The organism is Acinetobacter baumannii (assembly GCF_009759685.1).
Taxonomy (GTDB): domain Bacteria; phylum Pseudomonadota; class Gammaproteobacteria; order Pseudomonadales; family Moraxellaceae; genus Acinetobacter; species Acinetobacter baumannii.
The window spans coordinates 1,525,180-1,542,394 of sequence record NZ_CP046654.1 but is presented as its reverse complement, the minus strand read 5'-3'; the positions used below and the strand labels follow the sequence as shown (position 1 = coordinate 1,542,394).

Here is a 17,215-nt window from a genome sequence, read left to right as displayed (position 1 = left end):
CTCACAGCATAAATGCTTGACAAGTTTAGCTGATGATCGCTTTTAATCGCAGGCATTATAGAGTTACACCCCTGAACATGCAATCTTTTCCCGACTTTAGTCGGGGTTTTTCGTGACAGGTGGTGCTGACGCTACAGTCAGCCTTTGTTTACTTTTTATCTCACTTTTGCGTATTTAATACACATTTATCAGTTTTTATCGCCAGTTTCTTCCATGCTGTTACAAAATTATCTTCATTATTCATACTTTCATCAACGGGTTGGAAGGTAATACTACCCAGTTTTTGATATTGCCCTTTTGTTGTAAAACTTTCTGCAAGTAAACACATCTGAGCTTTTGGTCGACTATCATTAAGGTACTTTATTTGTGCCGCTGTAGGAGCTACATGCGGATCATCCGTTAAGGCACCCGCAAACTTTAAGTTTAGCGAACGCTCCAAATATTGATAAGCATCATGATAAGACCAATACGGTTTACCGTTGCTTGAGCTATCGTAAGCTTGAGCCGCCTGTAACATATTTCGTGCAAATGTATTCGCATTATTCCAATACTTCGCTTTGTTTTCAGGATGCTGTTGTGAACGTAAAGCTGCAATAAAAAAGCCAATACGTACTGCATTGTTTGGTTCTAGCCAGACATGCGTATCCACAGTATTTGGTAGCGCAGCCCCCCGTGTATTGCGCTGCGGCAAAATAGAAAGAATACCGCTATCTAACAAAGCAATTGCTTTCTTATTGTTACTTAGCAATTTGTTGAGCGGAGCTTCATGAGCTTTTCCTAACCAGATCACTAAAGAAGCATCGTTAATTGCTTTACGGTGTGCCGGTGTTAACTGTACATCATGCCCACTTTGCCCTTGAAGCAATAACTGGGGTTCTTCAACTCCTTTGGTAATTTCTTTTGCAATCAAATAGATTGGGTGCGTAGAGACAACCAAACCCTGACTCCAACCTAACGTACTCATAAGAGAGAACATACTGAAAACAAAAACGCGGAACATGACAGACCATCAATTAGTAATAGCTCGAAGCATGTTATAATATAACAAAGTTACAAAAATACCTAAGATTAATCGAATGAAGCACCGCTTCATGCTAATATTCCATTAAAAATTTGAGGTTATGTCTATGAGTTCTTGCATGCATGAACATCATGATTCTTTGCATGGTGTACATGATCACCATAATGTCGCAAGTCGTTTAGCTGAAGCAGAAACTTTATGTACTGCGGTCGGTGCACGCCTTACGCCTTTGCGTAAAGAAGTTCTTGAACTCATTTTAAATGCTTCAGGTCCTATGGGTGCCTATGACTTATTAGCACGTATTAAAAGTCAAACAGATCGCCCTGCCGCCCCTCCTACTGTTTATAGAACTTTAGACTTTTTATTAGAAAAGGGTCTTATTCATCGCTTAACATCTATTAATGCTTATATACCATGCTGTCACCCACGTGAAGGTCATCAGGCTGCATTCCTGATTTGTACCGAATGTCACACGGTTAAAGAAGCATCTTCACAAGGTCTAACCCAACAACTTGACCAACTTGCAGCTTTAGATGATTTCGCAGCACAACACAGCATTATAGAAATTTCGGGGAAATGCCAGCAGTGCCGCACAGCTCGCTAAATCCTGTATTGATTCAACTTGAACAGGTCTCTGTTCATCGTGATCAACGGGATATATTAAAAAAAGTTGATTTTGCCCTGCATGAAAATGAAATTGTGACCTTAATTGGTCCCAATGGCGCAGGTAAATCAACTTTAATTAAAGTTCTACTTGGTATTTTAAAGCCAAGTAGTGGACGCGTCATAAGCAATAAAAAACTAAAAATGGCTTATGTGCCTCAGAAATTTAATCCATCTCATAGTCTTCCTTTACGGGTACAAGATTTATTAGATCTTGAAAAGTGTAGCCCTGCCCTTCGTCAGGAAATTATTCAAGACACCGGTATTGCCAAACTACAACAATCAAAAGTTCAGCAACTTTCTGGTGGAGAGCGCCAACGTGTACTGCTAGCACGTGCTTTACTTAGAAAGCCAGATATCCTCGTTCTTGATGAGCCCATGCAAGGCTTAGATATTCAATCAGAAGCTGAGCTTTATGAATATGTACGTAGTCTGCCGGAGCGTTATGGTTGTGCTATTTTAATTGTTTCCCATGATTTACAGTGGGTCATGCAGGGAACTCAACGCGTTGTCTGTTTAAACAAGCATATATGCTGTAGCGGCTTACCAGAAAGTATTCAGCAGCATCCTGAATACCAAGCAATATTCGGTACTCAGCGAGTTTTCTATCAACATCATCATGATCACTGTGCGCATGGTGACGCTGCACACCCCTGCCCTCACAATAGCAGACCTCACATTCACCCGGAACCGGAAGCTTAAGCCATGATGGAATGGTTACAATTATTGTTACCCGCATGGATTATGGGAACCTTATTAGTCTTTTTGACTGCACCACTTGGTTGTCTCATGCTATGGAGACGTATGTCTTTTTTTGCAGACACCATGGCACATGGAACCTTACTTGGGGTAGCAATTGCTGGTGCTTTAAGCCTTCCCCTCTGGCTTGGCGTGGCAGGTACAGCAATTTTATTAGTCGCTATTTTGTGGGCCTTACATGACAATCGTTTACCAAACGATGCTTTGCTTGCCCTATGCTCAGCAACATTACTATGTAGTGGCCTCCTGTTTATTCAACATGTTCCAAGTTTAAGACCGGAGCTTTTAAGTTATTTGTTTGGTGACTTACTAAGTATTGATTGGCCAGACCTACCTGTTTTCACATTAATTATTGCGGTATCACTCGCCATTCTTTATCGCTTTTGGCAGCCTCAAATTCAAATTGCCATTGATCCAGACATTGCGATTAGTGAAGGGGTAAATGCGAAATGGCAGCGTCTCATTTTTATGTTACTGCTAGCCTTATTTACCGTATTAGCTTTACGTGCAGTAGGTTCACTTTTAATGGGGGCACTACTGGTTATTCCAGCATTGAGCGCTCGATTACTCGCTCACTCACCAAAGCAGATGGTTATTTGGGCCTTTGTTTTAGCTCAACTCGGTGTCAGTGTTGGCCTATGGTCAAGCGCAGCACTTAATATTTCGACTGGCCTCAGTATTGTTTTATGTATGGCGTTGAGTTTTGCACTTATCTTTATGGTTCAAAAAATCAAAAATCAAACTCAAGCGGCCTAAATCAGGCTGCTTGATGGACCGTACTTAGCAATAACGCTGCACAACTAAACATGACAGCAAAACCACGGTTCAAATATTTTTGTTGCTTAGGAGAACGTAGCAATCTTAAAACTTTAGAAGCTAGCCCTGTATAACCAGCCATTACAATCAAATCAATCGTAACCATAGTGGCTGCCATAATCAGGTATTGTATCCATTGGGGTTTGCTTAAATCTATGAACTGAGGCAAAACTGCCAATAAAAATACGATGGCTTTAGGGTTACTGATATTGACCACAAATCCATTGAATAGCAGAGCAGGAACAGATTTATCCTTTTTTTCGTGTTGAATTTTTATGTCTTTTACAGGTGCTGTCCACTGCAAATAGGCTAAATACAATAAATAGGCTACCCCAAACCACTTAACGGCTTGAAAAGCCAACGGTGTCGTTGCAAATAAAACACCTACACCTGCAGCCACAATCATGATTTGAATTAACAAGGCGATTTGCAAGCCAATTGCATTCCAGTAGCCATGTCTAAAGCCATAATTTAAGCCGCTCGACATAGAAGCAATAGCCCCTGCTCCCGGAGAAATACTAATGACCCAACAGGCCAACATATAAGCAAACCAAACTTGCAAAGACATAGCGAAAATAGACAATAAAAGTGGAATTATACCGTTTTATAAAACTATCGCGGCGATAATTCAAACAATAAAATCAATAAATAGACTACTAACAGCTCTTCGCATCAGGCACAATAATTAAAGCTCATACTAAATTATAATTGAGGAGAGATCTTCTAATGACTGCTCAATCTGTCATTTTGCCATTACCATCTGATCATGCCCGTTTTATTGTTCTTCGTTTAAAAGATCTAACAATTGCTGAATTAAAAGAACAACTCGAAGCTTTATTCGAAACACGTGACCGTCTCATTACTCAGCATTCAGACGCGCAAATTAAAACAGCAGTCGCTTTTGGTCCAGAACTTTGGAAACAGCTTTACAGTCAATCTCCTGCTGGCTTTAAACAACTTGAACCAGAAAATGGTGCATTCAACATGCCCGTCGTACCAGCTGATGTGCTTATCCACATTGCCAGTATGCGTTCTGATATTTGTTTTGCTTTAAGCCAAGCATTTTTTGAAGGTATTAAAGATAAAGTTGAAGTTTTGGATGAACGTGTTTGCTTCCGTTATTTCGATGGTCGCGATATTACTGGCTTTATAGATGGTACTGAAAATCCTCAATTTCCAGACGACCGCGCAGAAACCGCCCTCCTCCCAGAAAGTGCTGGAGTATTTACAGATGGTAGTTTCATCTTTGCGCAGCGCTATGCACACGACTTGGAAAAATGGAAAAAACTTAAAGTCGACGCACAAGAAAATGTCATGGGCCGTACCAAGCTTGAATCTATTGAATTAGATGATGATGTTAAACCGGAAAATGCCCATGTCGCTCGTACTGTCGTTGAAGATGATGAAGGCGAAGAAATGGAAATTTTACGTCACAGCTTACCTTACGGTGACGGTCGAGGTGATCAAGGCTTATTCTTCATTGCCTACACCAAAGACCTGAACATTATTGATGCCATGTTAAAGCGTATGTTTGGTACAAGTGGGGATGGCATCCATGACCGCTTACTGCACTTCGTGACACCACTAGACGGCGCATATTACTTTGCACCAAGTGAAGAATTGCTAGAAGAAATTTTAGAGGCTTAAAAGATAAAAAGAGGAGCTTAAGCTCCTCTTTTTATATTCTCATTCTTAGAAAGGAATACGCTTATATTTCCGGTATTCTGGCTTCCAGAATGATTGATCAATCTTCTGCTTAAGCAAATCATCACTAATGGTTACAGCCACGCCGTCTGCCATTGCAGCTTTTGCCACTTCAAATGCAATCACTTTAGACACTTGTTGAATTTCGCCTAAAGGTGGCAATAAGTCAGCTTGTGGATCTTTCAGCAACGGTGAACAGTCTGCTAATGCACTACTTGAAGCCATAAGCATGTTTTCTGTAACACGTTTAGCACCTGATGCTACTACACCTAAACCAATACCAGGGAAGATGTATGAGTTATTGCACTGCGAAATATTGTAAAGCTTGCCGTGATGATTTACAGGCGCAAATGGACTACCCGTTGCAATTAGTGCCTTTCCTTCAGTCCACTCCACAATATCAGCTGGTACAGCTTCCACACGTGAAGTCGGGTTAGATAACGGCATCACAATTGGTCGTTCACAATTGGCAGCCATGGTCTTAATAATTTCTTCGGTGAATAGGCCTGGCTGACCAGAAACACCGATTAACACTGTAGGCTTGGCATTTTTAACCACATCAAGTAACGAAATTACTTCTTCAATGTTGCCCCACTGATCTACTACTTCAGCTTTTTGAGCTAACTTACGCTGGAAGTCTAATAGGTTCGGCTGGTTTTCAGTGATTAAACCAAAACGATCTACCATGTAAACACGAGCACGTGCTTCAGCATCGGTTAGACCTTCTGAAACCATTTGTGCAACGATTTGCTCTGCAATACCACAACCCGCTGAACCCGCACCTAAGAAAGCAATTTTCTGATCTTTTAATTGTTTGCCTGCTGCACGGCTTGCAGCAATTAGACTACCAACAGAAACTGCCGCTGTTCCTTGAATATCATCATTGAAACAACAAATTTTATCGCGATATTTTTCTAATAGCGGCATCGCATTTTTTTGTGCGAAATCTTCAAACTGGATGAGTGCTTTTGGCCAACGACGTTTTACAGCTTCAATCACCATATCTACAAATTCATAATACTCATCACCACTAATACGTGGTTGACGCCATCCCATGTAGATCGGGTCATTTAATAATTGAGGGTTATTCGTCCCTACATCAATTGTGATTGGCAATGTGTACGCAGGGCTAATACCACCACATGCGGTATAAAGCGAAAGTTTCCCAATTGGAATACCCATGCCGCCAATGCCTTGATCACCAAGACCTAAAATACGTTCACCATCCGTAATCACGATGACTTTAACGTTATTTTTATTAACGTTCTGCAAAATATCATCAATCACATCGCGATCTGGATATGAAATAAAAACACCACGATGACGGCGATAGATATCAGAGAAACGTTGACATGCCTCACCTACGGTCGGCGTGTAAATAATTGGCATCATCTCTTCAAGATGATTTTCAATTAAATGGTAGAACAGAGTTTCGTTGGTATCTTGGATATTACGTAAATAGATGTGCTTATTAATATCATCATTGAAAGCGCAATATTGCTGATAAGAGCGTTGGCTTTGCTCTTCAATAGTTTCAATAATATGTGGAAGTAACCCGTGTAAGTTAAAGTTACTTCTTTCTTCTTGAGTGAAAGCGGACCCTTTATTTAAAAGGGGTAACTCTAAAAGTGTATAGCCTGCATAAGGGATATAAAGGGGATGTTTACTTGGGTGACCTGATATCATTGCCTATCTCATTTTCCAGCTTAGAACTCAGAAAAGTACAGTTTCAGCACTCTCTAAAGCTCGTTGTATGCGTAAGCTTAAGACTATTTAATACAAAATAGGTATTTTAAACTGTGATATTGAAATTAAATACTATTTAGAAAAAATATATAACAAAATTAATATTAAAAATTAATTACTTACATTTTTCATATTTTTTTAAATTATTCTTTCTCAACTCTATATCTGACTTAGAATCTTATATTTTTACCCTATCTTACATTTCCATAAAAAATACCAAGTGTTTTACTATCTTATAATTTCAAAAATATTACCTAAAAAGCCTGTATTTACGTATTTTTAGAATTTAATTATGTTCATTTTTTAATATTTACAAAAAAAATAGTTCCATGAAACTTCAAGAAAGAAATTAAATGAAAGCGTTAAATGCACTCCCCTAACTCATAGGAAATTTGCTATATTTGACGTTTTTCTGCGACATCTATTTTCGATTGATATGAATACGGCAATACAAGCAGCTCTCGACCATGCAGTGCAAACCCTTCAGCAAGAAGGTGTGCTTCCTTCGGATTGGAATAATTCAAGCAATTTAACACGCACCAAAGACCGAAGCCATGGCGATTTTGCTTCTAATATTGCCATGATCGGCTCTAAAGCTGCTGGTATGAAACCACGCGATTTAGCTGAGAAAATTCTAGCAGCGCTACCAGAAGTTGCAGACATCAGCAAAGCTGAAATTGCAGGCCCTGGTTTTATCAATTTCTTTTTAAATGCAGATCAACGTTTTGCAATTCTTGACCAGATTCAGGCTCAAAAAGAAAGCTTTGGTCGTAGCCAATCAAATGCAGCTAAAAAGATTCAAGTTGAATTCGTTTCTGCAAACCCGACGTCTAGCCTACACGTAGGTCATGGCCGCGGGGCTGCTTATGGTATGACTGTTGCAAACTTGCTTGAAGCGACAGGTGCTAAAGTTGATCGCGAATATTATGTAAATGATGCTGGCCGTCAAATGGATATTTTGGCGACTTCTACTTATTTACGTTATTTGGAATTACTTGGACAAAACCTTGTATTCCCTAAAAATGCATATCAAGGCGATTACGTTAAAGAAATCGCACAAGGCATCATTGATAAAGATGGCGATGCTTACGTTCGTGAAGTTGCGAATGTTTATAAAGATGTACCAGAAGACGTGCAATATGCTGAAGAGCTAGATAGCGAAGGCAACAAAGTCGTATTATCTGGCGACAAAGAAAAGCATATTGATGGCCTAATTGCCAATTCACAACAATTATTAGGTGAAGGCTACCGCGTATTCCATCAAGCAGCACTTCATGCCATTTTAGATGATATTAAAGATGATCTTGCTGACTTCGGCGTAACCTTTAACCAATGGTTTAGTGAAGCATCTCTTAGCGCAAAAATTGACGAAGCGTTAGAAACACTTGATCAACGCGGCTTCTTATATGAAAAAGATGGCAACATCTGGTTTAAATCGACTGAATTTGGTGATGAAAAAGACCGTGTTGTGAAGCGCCGTAATGGTCAAACGACTTACTTTGCATCTGACATTGCATATCACTTAAATAAACTACAACGTGGTTATACTGACCTTGTTGATATTTGGGGTTCTGACCACCACGGTTATATCTCTCGCGTAAAAGCTGCGATTGATGCAATGGGTTATGACTCGAAAAAATTAACTGTTCTTTTAGTTCAGTTCGTAAGCTTATGGCGCGGTGGTGAGATGGTTCAAATGTCATCTCGTTCAGGTCAGTTCGTGACTTTACGTGACTTGCGTAAAGAAGTCGGCAATGATGCAGCTCGTTTCTACTACGTGATGCGTAAAAGTGAACAACACATTGACTTTGACCTTGACCTTGCTGTTTCACAAAGTAAAGACAATGCGGTGTATTATATTCAATACGCTCATGCACGTATTTGCCGTATGCTAGAAAAAGCAGCAAGCACTGGCTTACAATTTGAAGTAAGTGCTGCTCGTTCACATGCTGCACGTTTATCACTTGATGCAGAAACTGAAATTCTTGCTAAACTGGCTGCATATCCAGACGTTGTGTTACGTGCTGCTAATGCATATGAACCACACCAAGTAGGTAACTACTTAAAAGAATTAGCTGCGCTATTCCACGGTTGGTACAATGAACACAAAGTTTTAAGTGATGATGCTGAACTTACACAAGCACGCTTATTACTTTCAATCAATGTACAGCAAGTATTGCGCAATGGCTTAGAATTACTCGGTGTTTCTGCACCTGAAGCCATGTAAGTTAGTGTTGGGGTGTTTGGTCAAAGCCATATACCCCTTCATGTTGTAAGAAATAACGCTTTGCAAGGAAATCTATCTATGCGAAGCGATGTTTTAAAGTAAACGAGAACTAAACTCGAAATAAAACAATCAAAATACAGAGGAATAATCCACGTGTTTGGCAAAACGCAACGCGGTGTATCTGAAAGACCTAACAAGCCTAAAAAGCCTTTAATTCCTAAATGGTTAGGGACACTTGTCGCTATTTTAGCGGTCTTATGTATCGCAGTAATGCTCATGCTTTGGAAACCGTGGCAACCTGTTTCCTCAAAAAACCAGATTACTTCTGAGCACTATAAAGAAGAAGAAACCAATAAAGATTACCGCTTTTATGATCTATTGCCTCAACAGCAGGTCACTCCTATTCCGGAACAGGCAATTCCAGAAAGTAAAAATCAGGGTACTGCCATGATTGTAGAAGCACCTAGTACAGCTCAACCTGCCGCTTCTGAACCTGCAAGTGTAAGCACTGACGACACTACTGACTCAACAGCTGCTATACCTCAACAACCAAATTATATTTTACAAGTTCGAAGCTATACTGACCCCGATCAAGCAGATGCTCGACGTGCAGAAATCATTTTAAATGGCTTATCGGCTGATGTAATTAAAAGCTCTGAGAATGGAAAAACTTGGTATCGTGTTATTTCTGGTCCATATGACACTCAAGAAGCTGCTCTCGCTGCTCAACAAACATTGCAGCATAGCGGTATTGACTCTATTGTGATTAAACGCAGATAAAGATTAAGCAATAAAAAAGGAACAAATATTTGTTCCTTTTCTTTTATATATCAGCACAATTTCTTTCGTTTGACCCTAAACCTTTCTGTCTCGCTTTTTGAAAAGCTGGTCTTTGCTGAATCCGATGTAAGAATGCTTGAATATGCGGATATTTACCTTGAAGACGTGACTGTAAAGCCTCTAGTGGAAAACTCATTTGAATATCTGCAAATGAAAAATCCCCTGCAAAATATTCATGCTCAGCCAAATAATTTTCTAAAAAACTAATATGATCTTTCATACGTGGACGAACAAAATTTGCTTTAACCCCTTCTGTAATTTTCTTTGCTACAGGCTGAATTAGCCAAGGTACATGTTTATTGACGTTGTTCATGACCAAAGTCATCACTAATAACGGCATAAGTGAGCCTTCGGCATAGTGCATCCAGTAAATATACTGCTGTAAATCCTGAGCTTGCTTAGGTTTAAACTGCTGTTTTTGATCATATCGCTGCTGCAAATACTCTAAAATAACAGCCGATTCTGCGATAACTTGCTCATCATCTGTCAAAATAGGTGCCTTGCCAAGCGGATGAATACATTTCAATGTTTCTGGTGCTGAATAGTTCGGAAGACGTTGATAAAAATGAATATCATAATCCAAGCCTAACTCTTCTAAAGCCCATAAAATCCGAAACGATCGCGAACATTCCAGGTGGTGTACACTAATCATGGTATTGCCTACTTTTATTTTTCTTTTTTACATAAAAAACAGCATGTGATCATGCTGTTTTATTCCATTTTTGGGATGGATATAAATCATCCACCGCAACAAAATAGCATTTTTATGCTGTAACAAGCACAGTATGAATGTCTAAACTACGTAACAAAGTTTTAGTGACTGGGGTTTTACTGCATATGGTTAAGATTTTTTGCTGAAGTTCTTCGTTTGGAAGTTCTTTAAAAACAATACGACGCTCGATATGTTCTTCATGCTCTCGATTGGTATGAAAATCAATTTCAACCGAGTACTCACCAAAATCATAACCCTTATGTTTTGCATACATTCTTAAAGTAATAAGTGTACATGCTGCCAGACTTCCGGTAAGCAAATCATAAGGTGCAGGCCCTTGATCATGCCCTTCTAGCTTTTCAGGCTCATCACAAAAGTATTGATGACGGCCGCTGGTAATTTCACCTTTCCATTGTTCTGCAAGAGGCTTTGCTTTACTGCTCGCAATTACTGCTGTCATTTTGATGCTCTCATTTGATCTGGAAGAACTGGTGCTTCTAAGCGGGCACCCACATAATCTGGAATTTCACCAAAACGCACGTCATGATTAACCCATTGCTCACGTGCTTCTTTTAAATCGTCCATCGTACGTGCAACGAAATTCCACCATAATAAGATCGGAGTTTCAAAAGGTTCACCACCGATTAATAGCACACGGTTCCCTTTCTTTACTTCAATCTCAATTTCGTTCAAACCTGTATCTAATACAACCATATTGTCAGCAGTAAGTTCATGGCCATTCACATGAGCTACGCCATCTAATGCCATAAAACCATATTCAAATTCAGGATTTAGTGGAATACGTGTTTTAGTATCTTGGGTAGCAATGAGATCAACCCCTACTAACGGTGTATGAACCACAACTGGAGAAGTCGTCTCTAAATATTCACCCACCAGTACAGTAAATTCCAGGCCGTCTTTTTCAACAACAGGAAGATCGGGATAATGTTCAAATTTCGGATCTATGTTGCGCTTATGGTCCGGCAATGCAATCCAGAGCTGTGCCGCATGCATTTGAGTTTCAGTATCAGGTGCAACCTCGGTATGAGAAATACCATGTCCTGCTGTCATCAAGTTTACCTGTTTAGGGCGAATTAATTGCTTTGACCCTAAACTATCGGTATGCATCATGGTCCCTTCAATCATCCAAGTGAAGGTTTGCAAACCAATATGTGGATGAGGTCCTACATCTAAACCATTGCCAGCAGGAAATGTTACTGGTCCTGCATGATCTAAAAAGCACCACGCCCCAATCATTCTTTTTTGTCGACTAGGTAAAGCCCGCTTAATCACCGTCCCCTGTCCAATTTCGGCAGAGCGAATTGGAAATTCCTGAATAAATTGATTGGCAAATTTTTCGCAATCCTTTGAATCCGAAATATCGTAATCGTTATTATTGCTCATGATATTACTCTCTTTTACCTATGCTTGTGCAATGAGTCGTTATACTGATCTTAACAATACACTCATTATTCAATATAGTCTTTTAGTAATACACAGGGTGCCATGAATGAGACAATCAATTTTTAACAATCGAAAATTTAAAGGTATATGGCCAACTTAAGGTGATTGAGTCTTAACTTGTTGTTTTAAATTCTTCATAAATTGCCCAAACTGTGGCAAGAATTCTTGAAACAATGGATGGTCTCGATTTTCTAACATGACTTCACTAAATAACTTTAGACCGACCGCAAAAGACTTTGTGGTTTGATCATCAAAAAATTCTGCGTTCTTTAACTTTTCAACAATCTCAAAAATATCGTCATGATTACCAGTATAGAACTCGAGCCTTTCCGTATAGGTAGAAACTTCCCCTTTGGCATCTTTTAAATGTTGTACCGTAACGTGATATTGATGCTGTTTCATACATAAACTCTCTATTAAAGTTGATAGTTTTTAAATAATTTCAACCTGTTTAAGGTCCACTTATAGGCGCCCAATCGCAACAGCAGCCTGATCAATTTTTTCAGCAATTTGATAGATCTGCTCTTGCTTCAACTCAGTGGTATTCAATTTCAAACGTAAAGCCGTCTTTAAGTTTTCCATGGCACGGTGAATTTCGATTAATTGATCATTACTGTGAATTTCACGTCTCAAACGCAATTTCTCTAACAACCCACTTAGCTTGTCTTGGTGTTCATTTAAATAAGCTTCCCCAAATTCCGTAATTTGATATTGTTTACGCTCTACATCTAGCAAGTTAATGAGGTTCATTTCTTCCAGGCTAGTTAAAGTCGGATAGATTGTTCCTGCACTTGGCGTATAGCCATCGCCTACCAAATCACTTATTTCTTTAATAATTTCATAACCATGCTTAGGGCTTTGCTGAATAAGATGAAGGACTAAAAGTTTCATACGTCCAGCTTCAAAAAGTCTCCCACGACGCCCCGAACGGTGATGGCCGTGATGATGGTCATTATATTCAGCATGATGATGTTCTGATTGTTGTCTCATCTTTGGAAGTTCTCTGATATACCCAACTTATAACCATTAAGATATATCTTAATGTATCTTATATCAAGAAAAAGTAATAAAAGCCAATCTATTACTTTGATAATTATTAAAATTAATATTATTTTCTTTAAATGTTAAGTAATAAAAAAAGAGTGCTTAAGCACTCTTATATAGCCGTATGTTTAGTAAAGTCGGTAAAAAAGCCAGAATCTAAAAAATTATTATGTGATCAAATTTCTTTTCTGCTCAAACTGCTCTTCAATTTTTGAACTCAGAAAATTAACAATAGGCTGCAAAGCATAATGTTCCTCTTGCCAATTTTGTTTGCCTATTTCCCCTCTATATTCCTGTATAAGCCGCTGCAATACGAATTTCTGCTCAGGAGGAAGCTGAGGCATAACCCATCGAGCTGCATTGTCTTTTGAAGCAATATCCTTCATGACTAAACTAAAATAGATCCGGCATAAAGCTAAAATCTGGTTTCTTTCATCTGCATCCTCATCCCAATGAGCTACAATTTCGGGATAAGTATCAGACATTGCTTGCCATAGTTCTTGATCAGAAATTTCAGGTGCCCATTGGTCCAAAGCTGGACCAAATAAAACTGTATGATGAAATCTCGCTTTTCTAAGCAATATACTAATATCTGGGTCTTTCTGCGAACTTAATGTTCCACCTTCTTTAAGTTCTTCACGTAGCCATTCACCAAACTGCATTTCATAACTTAAAGGATAATTTCCAGCCTGAATCTCATCTTTTAATAAAATAGTAACTTCTAATGGTCTTTGTAATTCCCCAACAGGCTGTGAAATTTTTAGTAATTCTTGTGCAAGCTGCTCGCGTAAAGCAGATGTTAATGGTTGAGTAACCACGACCAGAACATCAAGGTCACTTTCTGGCCCTAAGCCACCATCAACAGCTGAACCATAAAGATAGATTGCAAATAATGATTCCGCTAAAAGTTGCTGTAATTTTTCTTGTAGATATTCTAACTGAATGAAATCAGGCATCTCTCACCTCCTTCGGAAGAAACAGATATAAAAAAGGCAGGATTTAATCCTGCCTTTTCATTTGATTATTCCCACTCAATCGTTGCTGGTGGTTTAGATGACACGTCGTATACCACACGTGATACATCTTTAATTTCGTTCATAATGCGTGTTGAGATTTTATCAACCAATTCGTATGGTAAATGTGCAAAACGAGCTGTCATAAAGTCAACTGTTTCAACTGCACGAAGCGCAATCACCCATGCATAGCGACGGCCATCACCGACTACACCTACTGATTTAACAGGTTGGAATACAGCAAATGCTTGAGCTGTTTTGTCATACCAGCCGCTGTCACGAAGCTCTTGCATAAAGATATCATCAGCAAGACGAAGAATATCTGCATATTCTTTTTTCACTTCACCCAAAATACGAACGCCTAAACCTGGGCCCGGGAATGGATGACGGTAGATCATGCTATGTGGCAAGCCAAGTGTAGTACCTAATTTACGTACTTCATCTTTAAACAAGTCACGTAAAGGCTCAACCAATTCAAATGCTAAATCGTCTGGTAAACCACCCACATTGTGGTGAGATTTAATAACGTGTGCTTTACCTTGTTTGCTTGCAGCAGATTCAATTACGTCTGGGTAAATTGTACCTTGCGCCAAGAATTTCACGCCATCAAGTTTACGTGCTTCTTCAGCAAATACTTCAATAAACTCACGACCAATAATTTTACGCTTTGCTTCAGGATCGGTAACGCCAGCTAGGGCATTTAAGAAGCGCGCCTCTGCATCTGCACGAATAACACGAATACCCATGTTTTCAGCAAACATTTGCATCACTTGGTCACCTTCGTTTAAACGAAGTAAACCATTATCAACAAATACACATGTTAATTGGTCACCAATCGCTTTGTGTAAAAGCGCAGCAACAACAGATGAGTCAACACCACCAGAAAGACCTAAAAGTACTTTCTCGTTACCAATTTGCTCACGTAACTGCTCTACACGCAAATCGATGATGTGTTCAGGTGTCCAAAGGCCACCACATCCACAAATTTTGTGAACGAAATTAGAAAGTAGCTCTTCACCTTTTGCCGTGTGTGTTACTTCTGGGTGGAACTGAACACCGTAAAAACGGCGTGTTTCATCACTTACAGCAGCAACTGGACAGCTTGGTGTGCTTGCAGTAATCGTAAAACCTTCTGGAATCTGGCTCACTTTGTCGCCGTGGCTCATCCAAACGTGTAGTTGGTTTTCGCGGTCTTGTAAGTTGCCAATGAGTTGGTCACGTTTAACGATATCAACTTCGGCATAACCAAACTCATGTACAGTACCCGGCTCAACTTTACCGCCTAACTGTTCAGACATGGTTTGTAAACCATAGCAAATACCCAATACTGGAACGCCTAATTCAAACACCACTTGCGGTGCGCGAGGGCTGCCCTCTTCATGCACACTCTCAGGTCCACCTGATAAAATGATACCGTTTGGCTTAAAAGCACGGATGTCTTCTTCAGACATATCAAAGGCATACATTTCAGAGTAAACACCAGCTTCACGTACACGACGTGCAATGAGCTGACTATATTGAGAGCCGAAATCCAGGATCAGGATACGATCTTCAGTAATTTGAGTATTGGTAGTCATGACAAACCACTAAATGGCAAAAGAATTAAGCGCGCCATTTTAACATTTTTCACGCTTCAACGCACCGCAAATCATCATATATCTTATTTTTTTCATATTAGAATCATTTTAATAGTTAGAATAATCGATATAAAATATTATTTATTTATATTTATCAACACCCTAAAAGTTACTTTAGAACTTCATGCACATTGATAAATTCATCACATTCTATGCAACATCATAATGAATTTGATGTTAAGATGACCCGATAAAACAGGCATTACCATGGAAAGGTAAATACCATTAAGCGATATTTGTCTGACCTTAAACAGTTATCCGTTTTTTATGGCTTGTTGCCCCATATCAAAATCAATAGAAATCTAAGGAACAACAATGCTTCAAACTATGATTGCAGATTTCCAGCAACATTTTTGGTTGTATGTCTCTATTCCTTTCATGAGTGGTTTAATTGGCTATGTCACTAAAGTGATTGCCATTCAAATGATGTTTTCACCACTTGAATTTAAAGGTATTAAACCGTTTTTTGGCTGGCAAGGTATTGTGCCTCGTAAAGCCGAAAAAATGGCAACGACTGCTGTAGAGCTTATGACGGCTAAGCTCATTAAGCCCGAAGAAATTTTTGCTCGCCTTGACCCAAAGCGTATTGCTAAAGAAATTGAAAAACCATTAATGGCAGCAGCAGAAGATATTACCCGTGAGGTTGCTCAAGAATATCAACCAGGCTTATGGGAAGGCATGCCTGAGTTTGCCCGCCAAAGACTGATCCGCAGAGTGCAATCAAAAGCCCCGGAAATTGTCGAGCACATCATGAGTGAAGTGCAACGTGACGTAAATCGATATTTTGATATTAAACATTTAGTCATTAGTAATTTACTTAAAGACAAACGCCTACTGAACAATATTTTTAAACGTGTAGGCAAACAAGAGTTTAAGTTTTTCAGTAACGTTGGTTTTGTATTTGGTTTTGGTATTGGTGTGATCCAGATGCTCTGCTGGATTGTCACACAAGGAAAATATCCTTGGATGCTACCTCTGTTTGGCGGATTTGTAGGTTTTTTTAGTGACTGGATTGCCCTACAAATGATGTTTAGACCCCTCTATCCGAAAAAAATATTGGGCTATACATGGCAAGGTCTATTTATTAAACGTCAAAATGAAGTGGCAGCTGACTATGCAGCTTTAATTTCCAAACAACTTTTGACTTCACGTCATATGATGGAAGAGTTGTTTTCAGGTACACACTCTGCACGTGTTATTGAGCTGGTTAACCGTCATGTCAAACAGGAAATTGACATGCAAGCAGGTGTAATCCGCCCACTCGTTGTTTATGCAATTGGTGGAGAAAAATACCAGAATATGAAAACTCAGGTTGCGGAACGTATCATGCAGCAACTTCCAGAGACCATGAAATATGTTGAGTCTTATGCAGAAGATGCCATGAATATTCGCAATACCCTGATTGAGCGTATGCAGAAATTAACGCCTTCGGAATTTGAAGGTATGCTACGTCCAGCCTTTAAAGAAGATGAGTGGGCACTCATTGCAGTAGGCGCAGTACTTGGTTTTGTTGTTGGTGAGCTACAAATCCAGTTTATGCTTTAATTTTTAAATATAAAAAAACCGGAT

The 17,215-nt window shown here is 39.3% G+C and carries 17 protein-coding genes; 7 read left to right on the top strand and 10 right to left on the bottom strand.

Annotated elements, in window-relative coordinates; genetic code table 11:
- Positions 1-160: 160 nt before the first annotated feature.
- Entirely contained in the window at positions 161-1,000 is an 840-nt protein-coding gene (locus GO593_RS07330) for a metal ABC transporter solute-binding protein, Zn/Mn family (protein ID WP_000490209.1), read from the bottom strand.
- A 127-nt stretch (positions 1,001-1,127) separates the two neighbouring features.
- On the opposite strand from GO593_RS07330, the gene GO593_RS07325 reads away from it, so the two are divergent.
- The 3 genes from GO593_RS07325 to znuB are packed head-to-tail and all read left to right on the top strand — an operon-like array spanning position 1,128 to position 3,199.
- On the top strand, positions 1,128-1,625 hold the full coding sequence (locus GO593_RS07325; RefSeq protein ID WP_000093118.1) for a transcriptional repressor: 498 nt from the start codon (positions 1,128-1,130) through the stop codon (positions 1,623-1,625).
- Positions 1,598-2,386 (top strand): zinc ABC transporter ATP-binding protein ZnuC, encoded by a 789-nt coding sequence (gene znuC / locus GO593_RS07320; protein ID WP_001112013.1) that lies wholly within the window; start codon positions 1,598-1,600, stop codon positions 2,384-2,386. The genes GO593_RS07325 and znuC overlap by 28 nt, the downstream gene beginning before the upstream one ends.
- Before the next feature lie 3 nt (positions 2,387-2,389).
- Positions 2,390-3,199, top strand: coding sequence for a zinc ABC transporter permease subunit ZnuB (znuB, locus tag GO593_RS07315; RefSeq protein ID WP_000970834.1), 810 nt, complete (start codon positions 2,390-2,392; stop codon positions 3,197-3,199).
- Between the two features lies 1 nt (position 3,200).
- Here the strand turns inward: znuB and GO593_RS07310 are convergent, their stop codons facing one another.
- Positions 3,201-3,827 carry a LysE family transporter gene (locus GO593_RS07310; RefSeq protein WP_000058355.1) on the bottom strand — a complete coding sequence of 209 codons (627 nt, stop codon included), beginning with the start codon at positions 3,825-3,827 and terminating at the stop codon, positions 3,201-3,203.
- Positions 3,828-3,985: 158 nt separating this feature from the next.
- Here GO593_RS07310 and GO593_RS07305 point away from each other — a divergent pair, with 158 nt between their 5' ends.
- Positions 3,986-4,906, top strand: coding sequence for a Dyp-type peroxidase (locus tag GO593_RS07305; protein WP_000126812.1), 921 nt, complete (start codon positions 3,986-3,988; stop codon positions 4,904-4,906).
- A gap of 45 nt (positions 4,907-4,951) precedes the next feature.
- Here the strand turns inward: GO593_RS07305 and GO593_RS07300 are convergent, their stop codons facing one another.
- A complete protein-coding gene (locus tag GO593_RS07300) occupies positions 4,952-6,649 on the bottom strand; it encodes an NAD-dependent malic enzyme (RefSeq protein WP_000623106.1) in 1,698 nt (565 codons plus the stop codon).
- A 496-nt stretch (positions 6,650-7,145) separates the two neighbouring features.
- Between GO593_RS07300 and argS the strand changes: the two genes are divergently transcribed.
- Both argS and GO593_RS07290 read left to right on the top strand, forming a co-directional pair.
- Positions 7,146-8,936 carry an arginine--tRNA ligase gene (gene argS, locus GO593_RS07295; RefSeq protein WP_001090284.1) on the top strand — a complete coding sequence of 597 codons (1,791 nt, stop codon included), beginning with the start codon at positions 7,146-7,148 and terminating at the stop codon, positions 8,934-8,936.
- 153 nt (positions 8,937-9,089) lie between these two features.
- Positions 9,090-9,716, top strand: coding sequence for an SPOR domain-containing protein (locus GO593_RS07290; protein ID WP_000467262.1), 627 nt, complete (start codon positions 9,090-9,092; stop codon positions 9,714-9,716).
- 43 nt (positions 9,717-9,759) lie between these two features.
- Here GO593_RS07290 and GO593_RS07285 read toward each other — a convergent pair whose 3' ends face one another.
- The 7 genes from GO593_RS07285 to guaA form a co-directional block, all read right to left on the bottom strand.
- Positions 9,760-10,428: a glutathione S-transferase gene (locus tag GO593_RS07285; RefSeq protein WP_000626445.1), complete on the bottom strand. Its 669-nt coding sequence runs from the start codon at positions 10,426-10,428 to the stop codon at positions 9,760-9,762.
- A 112-nt stretch (positions 10,429-10,540) separates the two neighbouring features.
- On the bottom strand, positions 10,541-10,948 hold the full coding sequence (locus GO593_RS07280) for an OsmC family protein (protein ID WP_000127662.1): 408 nt from the start codon (positions 10,946-10,948) through the stop codon (positions 10,541-10,543).
- Complete coding sequence (locus tag GO593_RS07275) at positions 10,945-11,892, bottom strand: pirin family protein (RefSeq protein ID WP_000069621.1); 948 nt, start codon at positions 11,890-11,892, stop codon at positions 10,945-10,947. The genes GO593_RS07280 and GO593_RS07275 overlap by 4 nt, the downstream gene beginning before the upstream one ends.
- Positions 11,893-12,048: 156 nt before the next feature.
- Entirely contained in the window at positions 12,049-12,354 is a 306-nt protein-coding gene (locus tag GO593_RS07270; RefSeq protein WP_000809284.1) for a DUF3861 domain-containing protein, read from the bottom strand.
- A gap of 60 nt (positions 12,355-12,414) precedes the next feature.
- On the bottom strand, positions 12,415-12,942 hold the full coding sequence (locus GO593_RS07265; RefSeq protein WP_001249783.1) for a PadR family transcriptional regulator: 528 nt from the start codon (positions 12,940-12,942) through the stop codon (positions 12,415-12,417).
- Positions 12,943-13,163: 221 nt separating this feature from the next.
- The gene (gene ant(3'')-IIa / locus GO593_RS07260) at positions 13,164-13,952 is read right to left on the bottom strand and encodes an aminoglycoside nucleotidyltransferase ANT(3'')-IIa (RefSeq protein ID WP_001112624.1); all 789 of its coding nucleotides are present in this window, start codon (positions 13,950-13,952) and stop codon (positions 13,164-13,166) included.
- Between the two features lie 65 nt (positions 13,953-14,017).
- The gene (gene guaA / locus GO593_RS07255; RefSeq protein ID WP_000210750.1) at positions 14,018-15,586 is read right to left on the bottom strand and encodes a glutamine-hydrolyzing GMP synthase; all 1,569 of its coding nucleotides are present in this window, start codon (positions 15,584-15,586) and stop codon (positions 14,018-14,020) included.
- 387 nt (positions 15,587-15,973) lie between these two features.
- Between guaA and GO593_RS07250 the strand changes: the two genes are divergently transcribed.
- Entirely contained in the window at positions 15,974-17,191 is a 1,218-nt protein-coding gene (locus GO593_RS07250; RefSeq protein WP_169518027.1) for a DUF445 domain-containing protein, read from the top strand.
- Positions 17,192-17,215 lie beyond the last annotated feature (24 nt).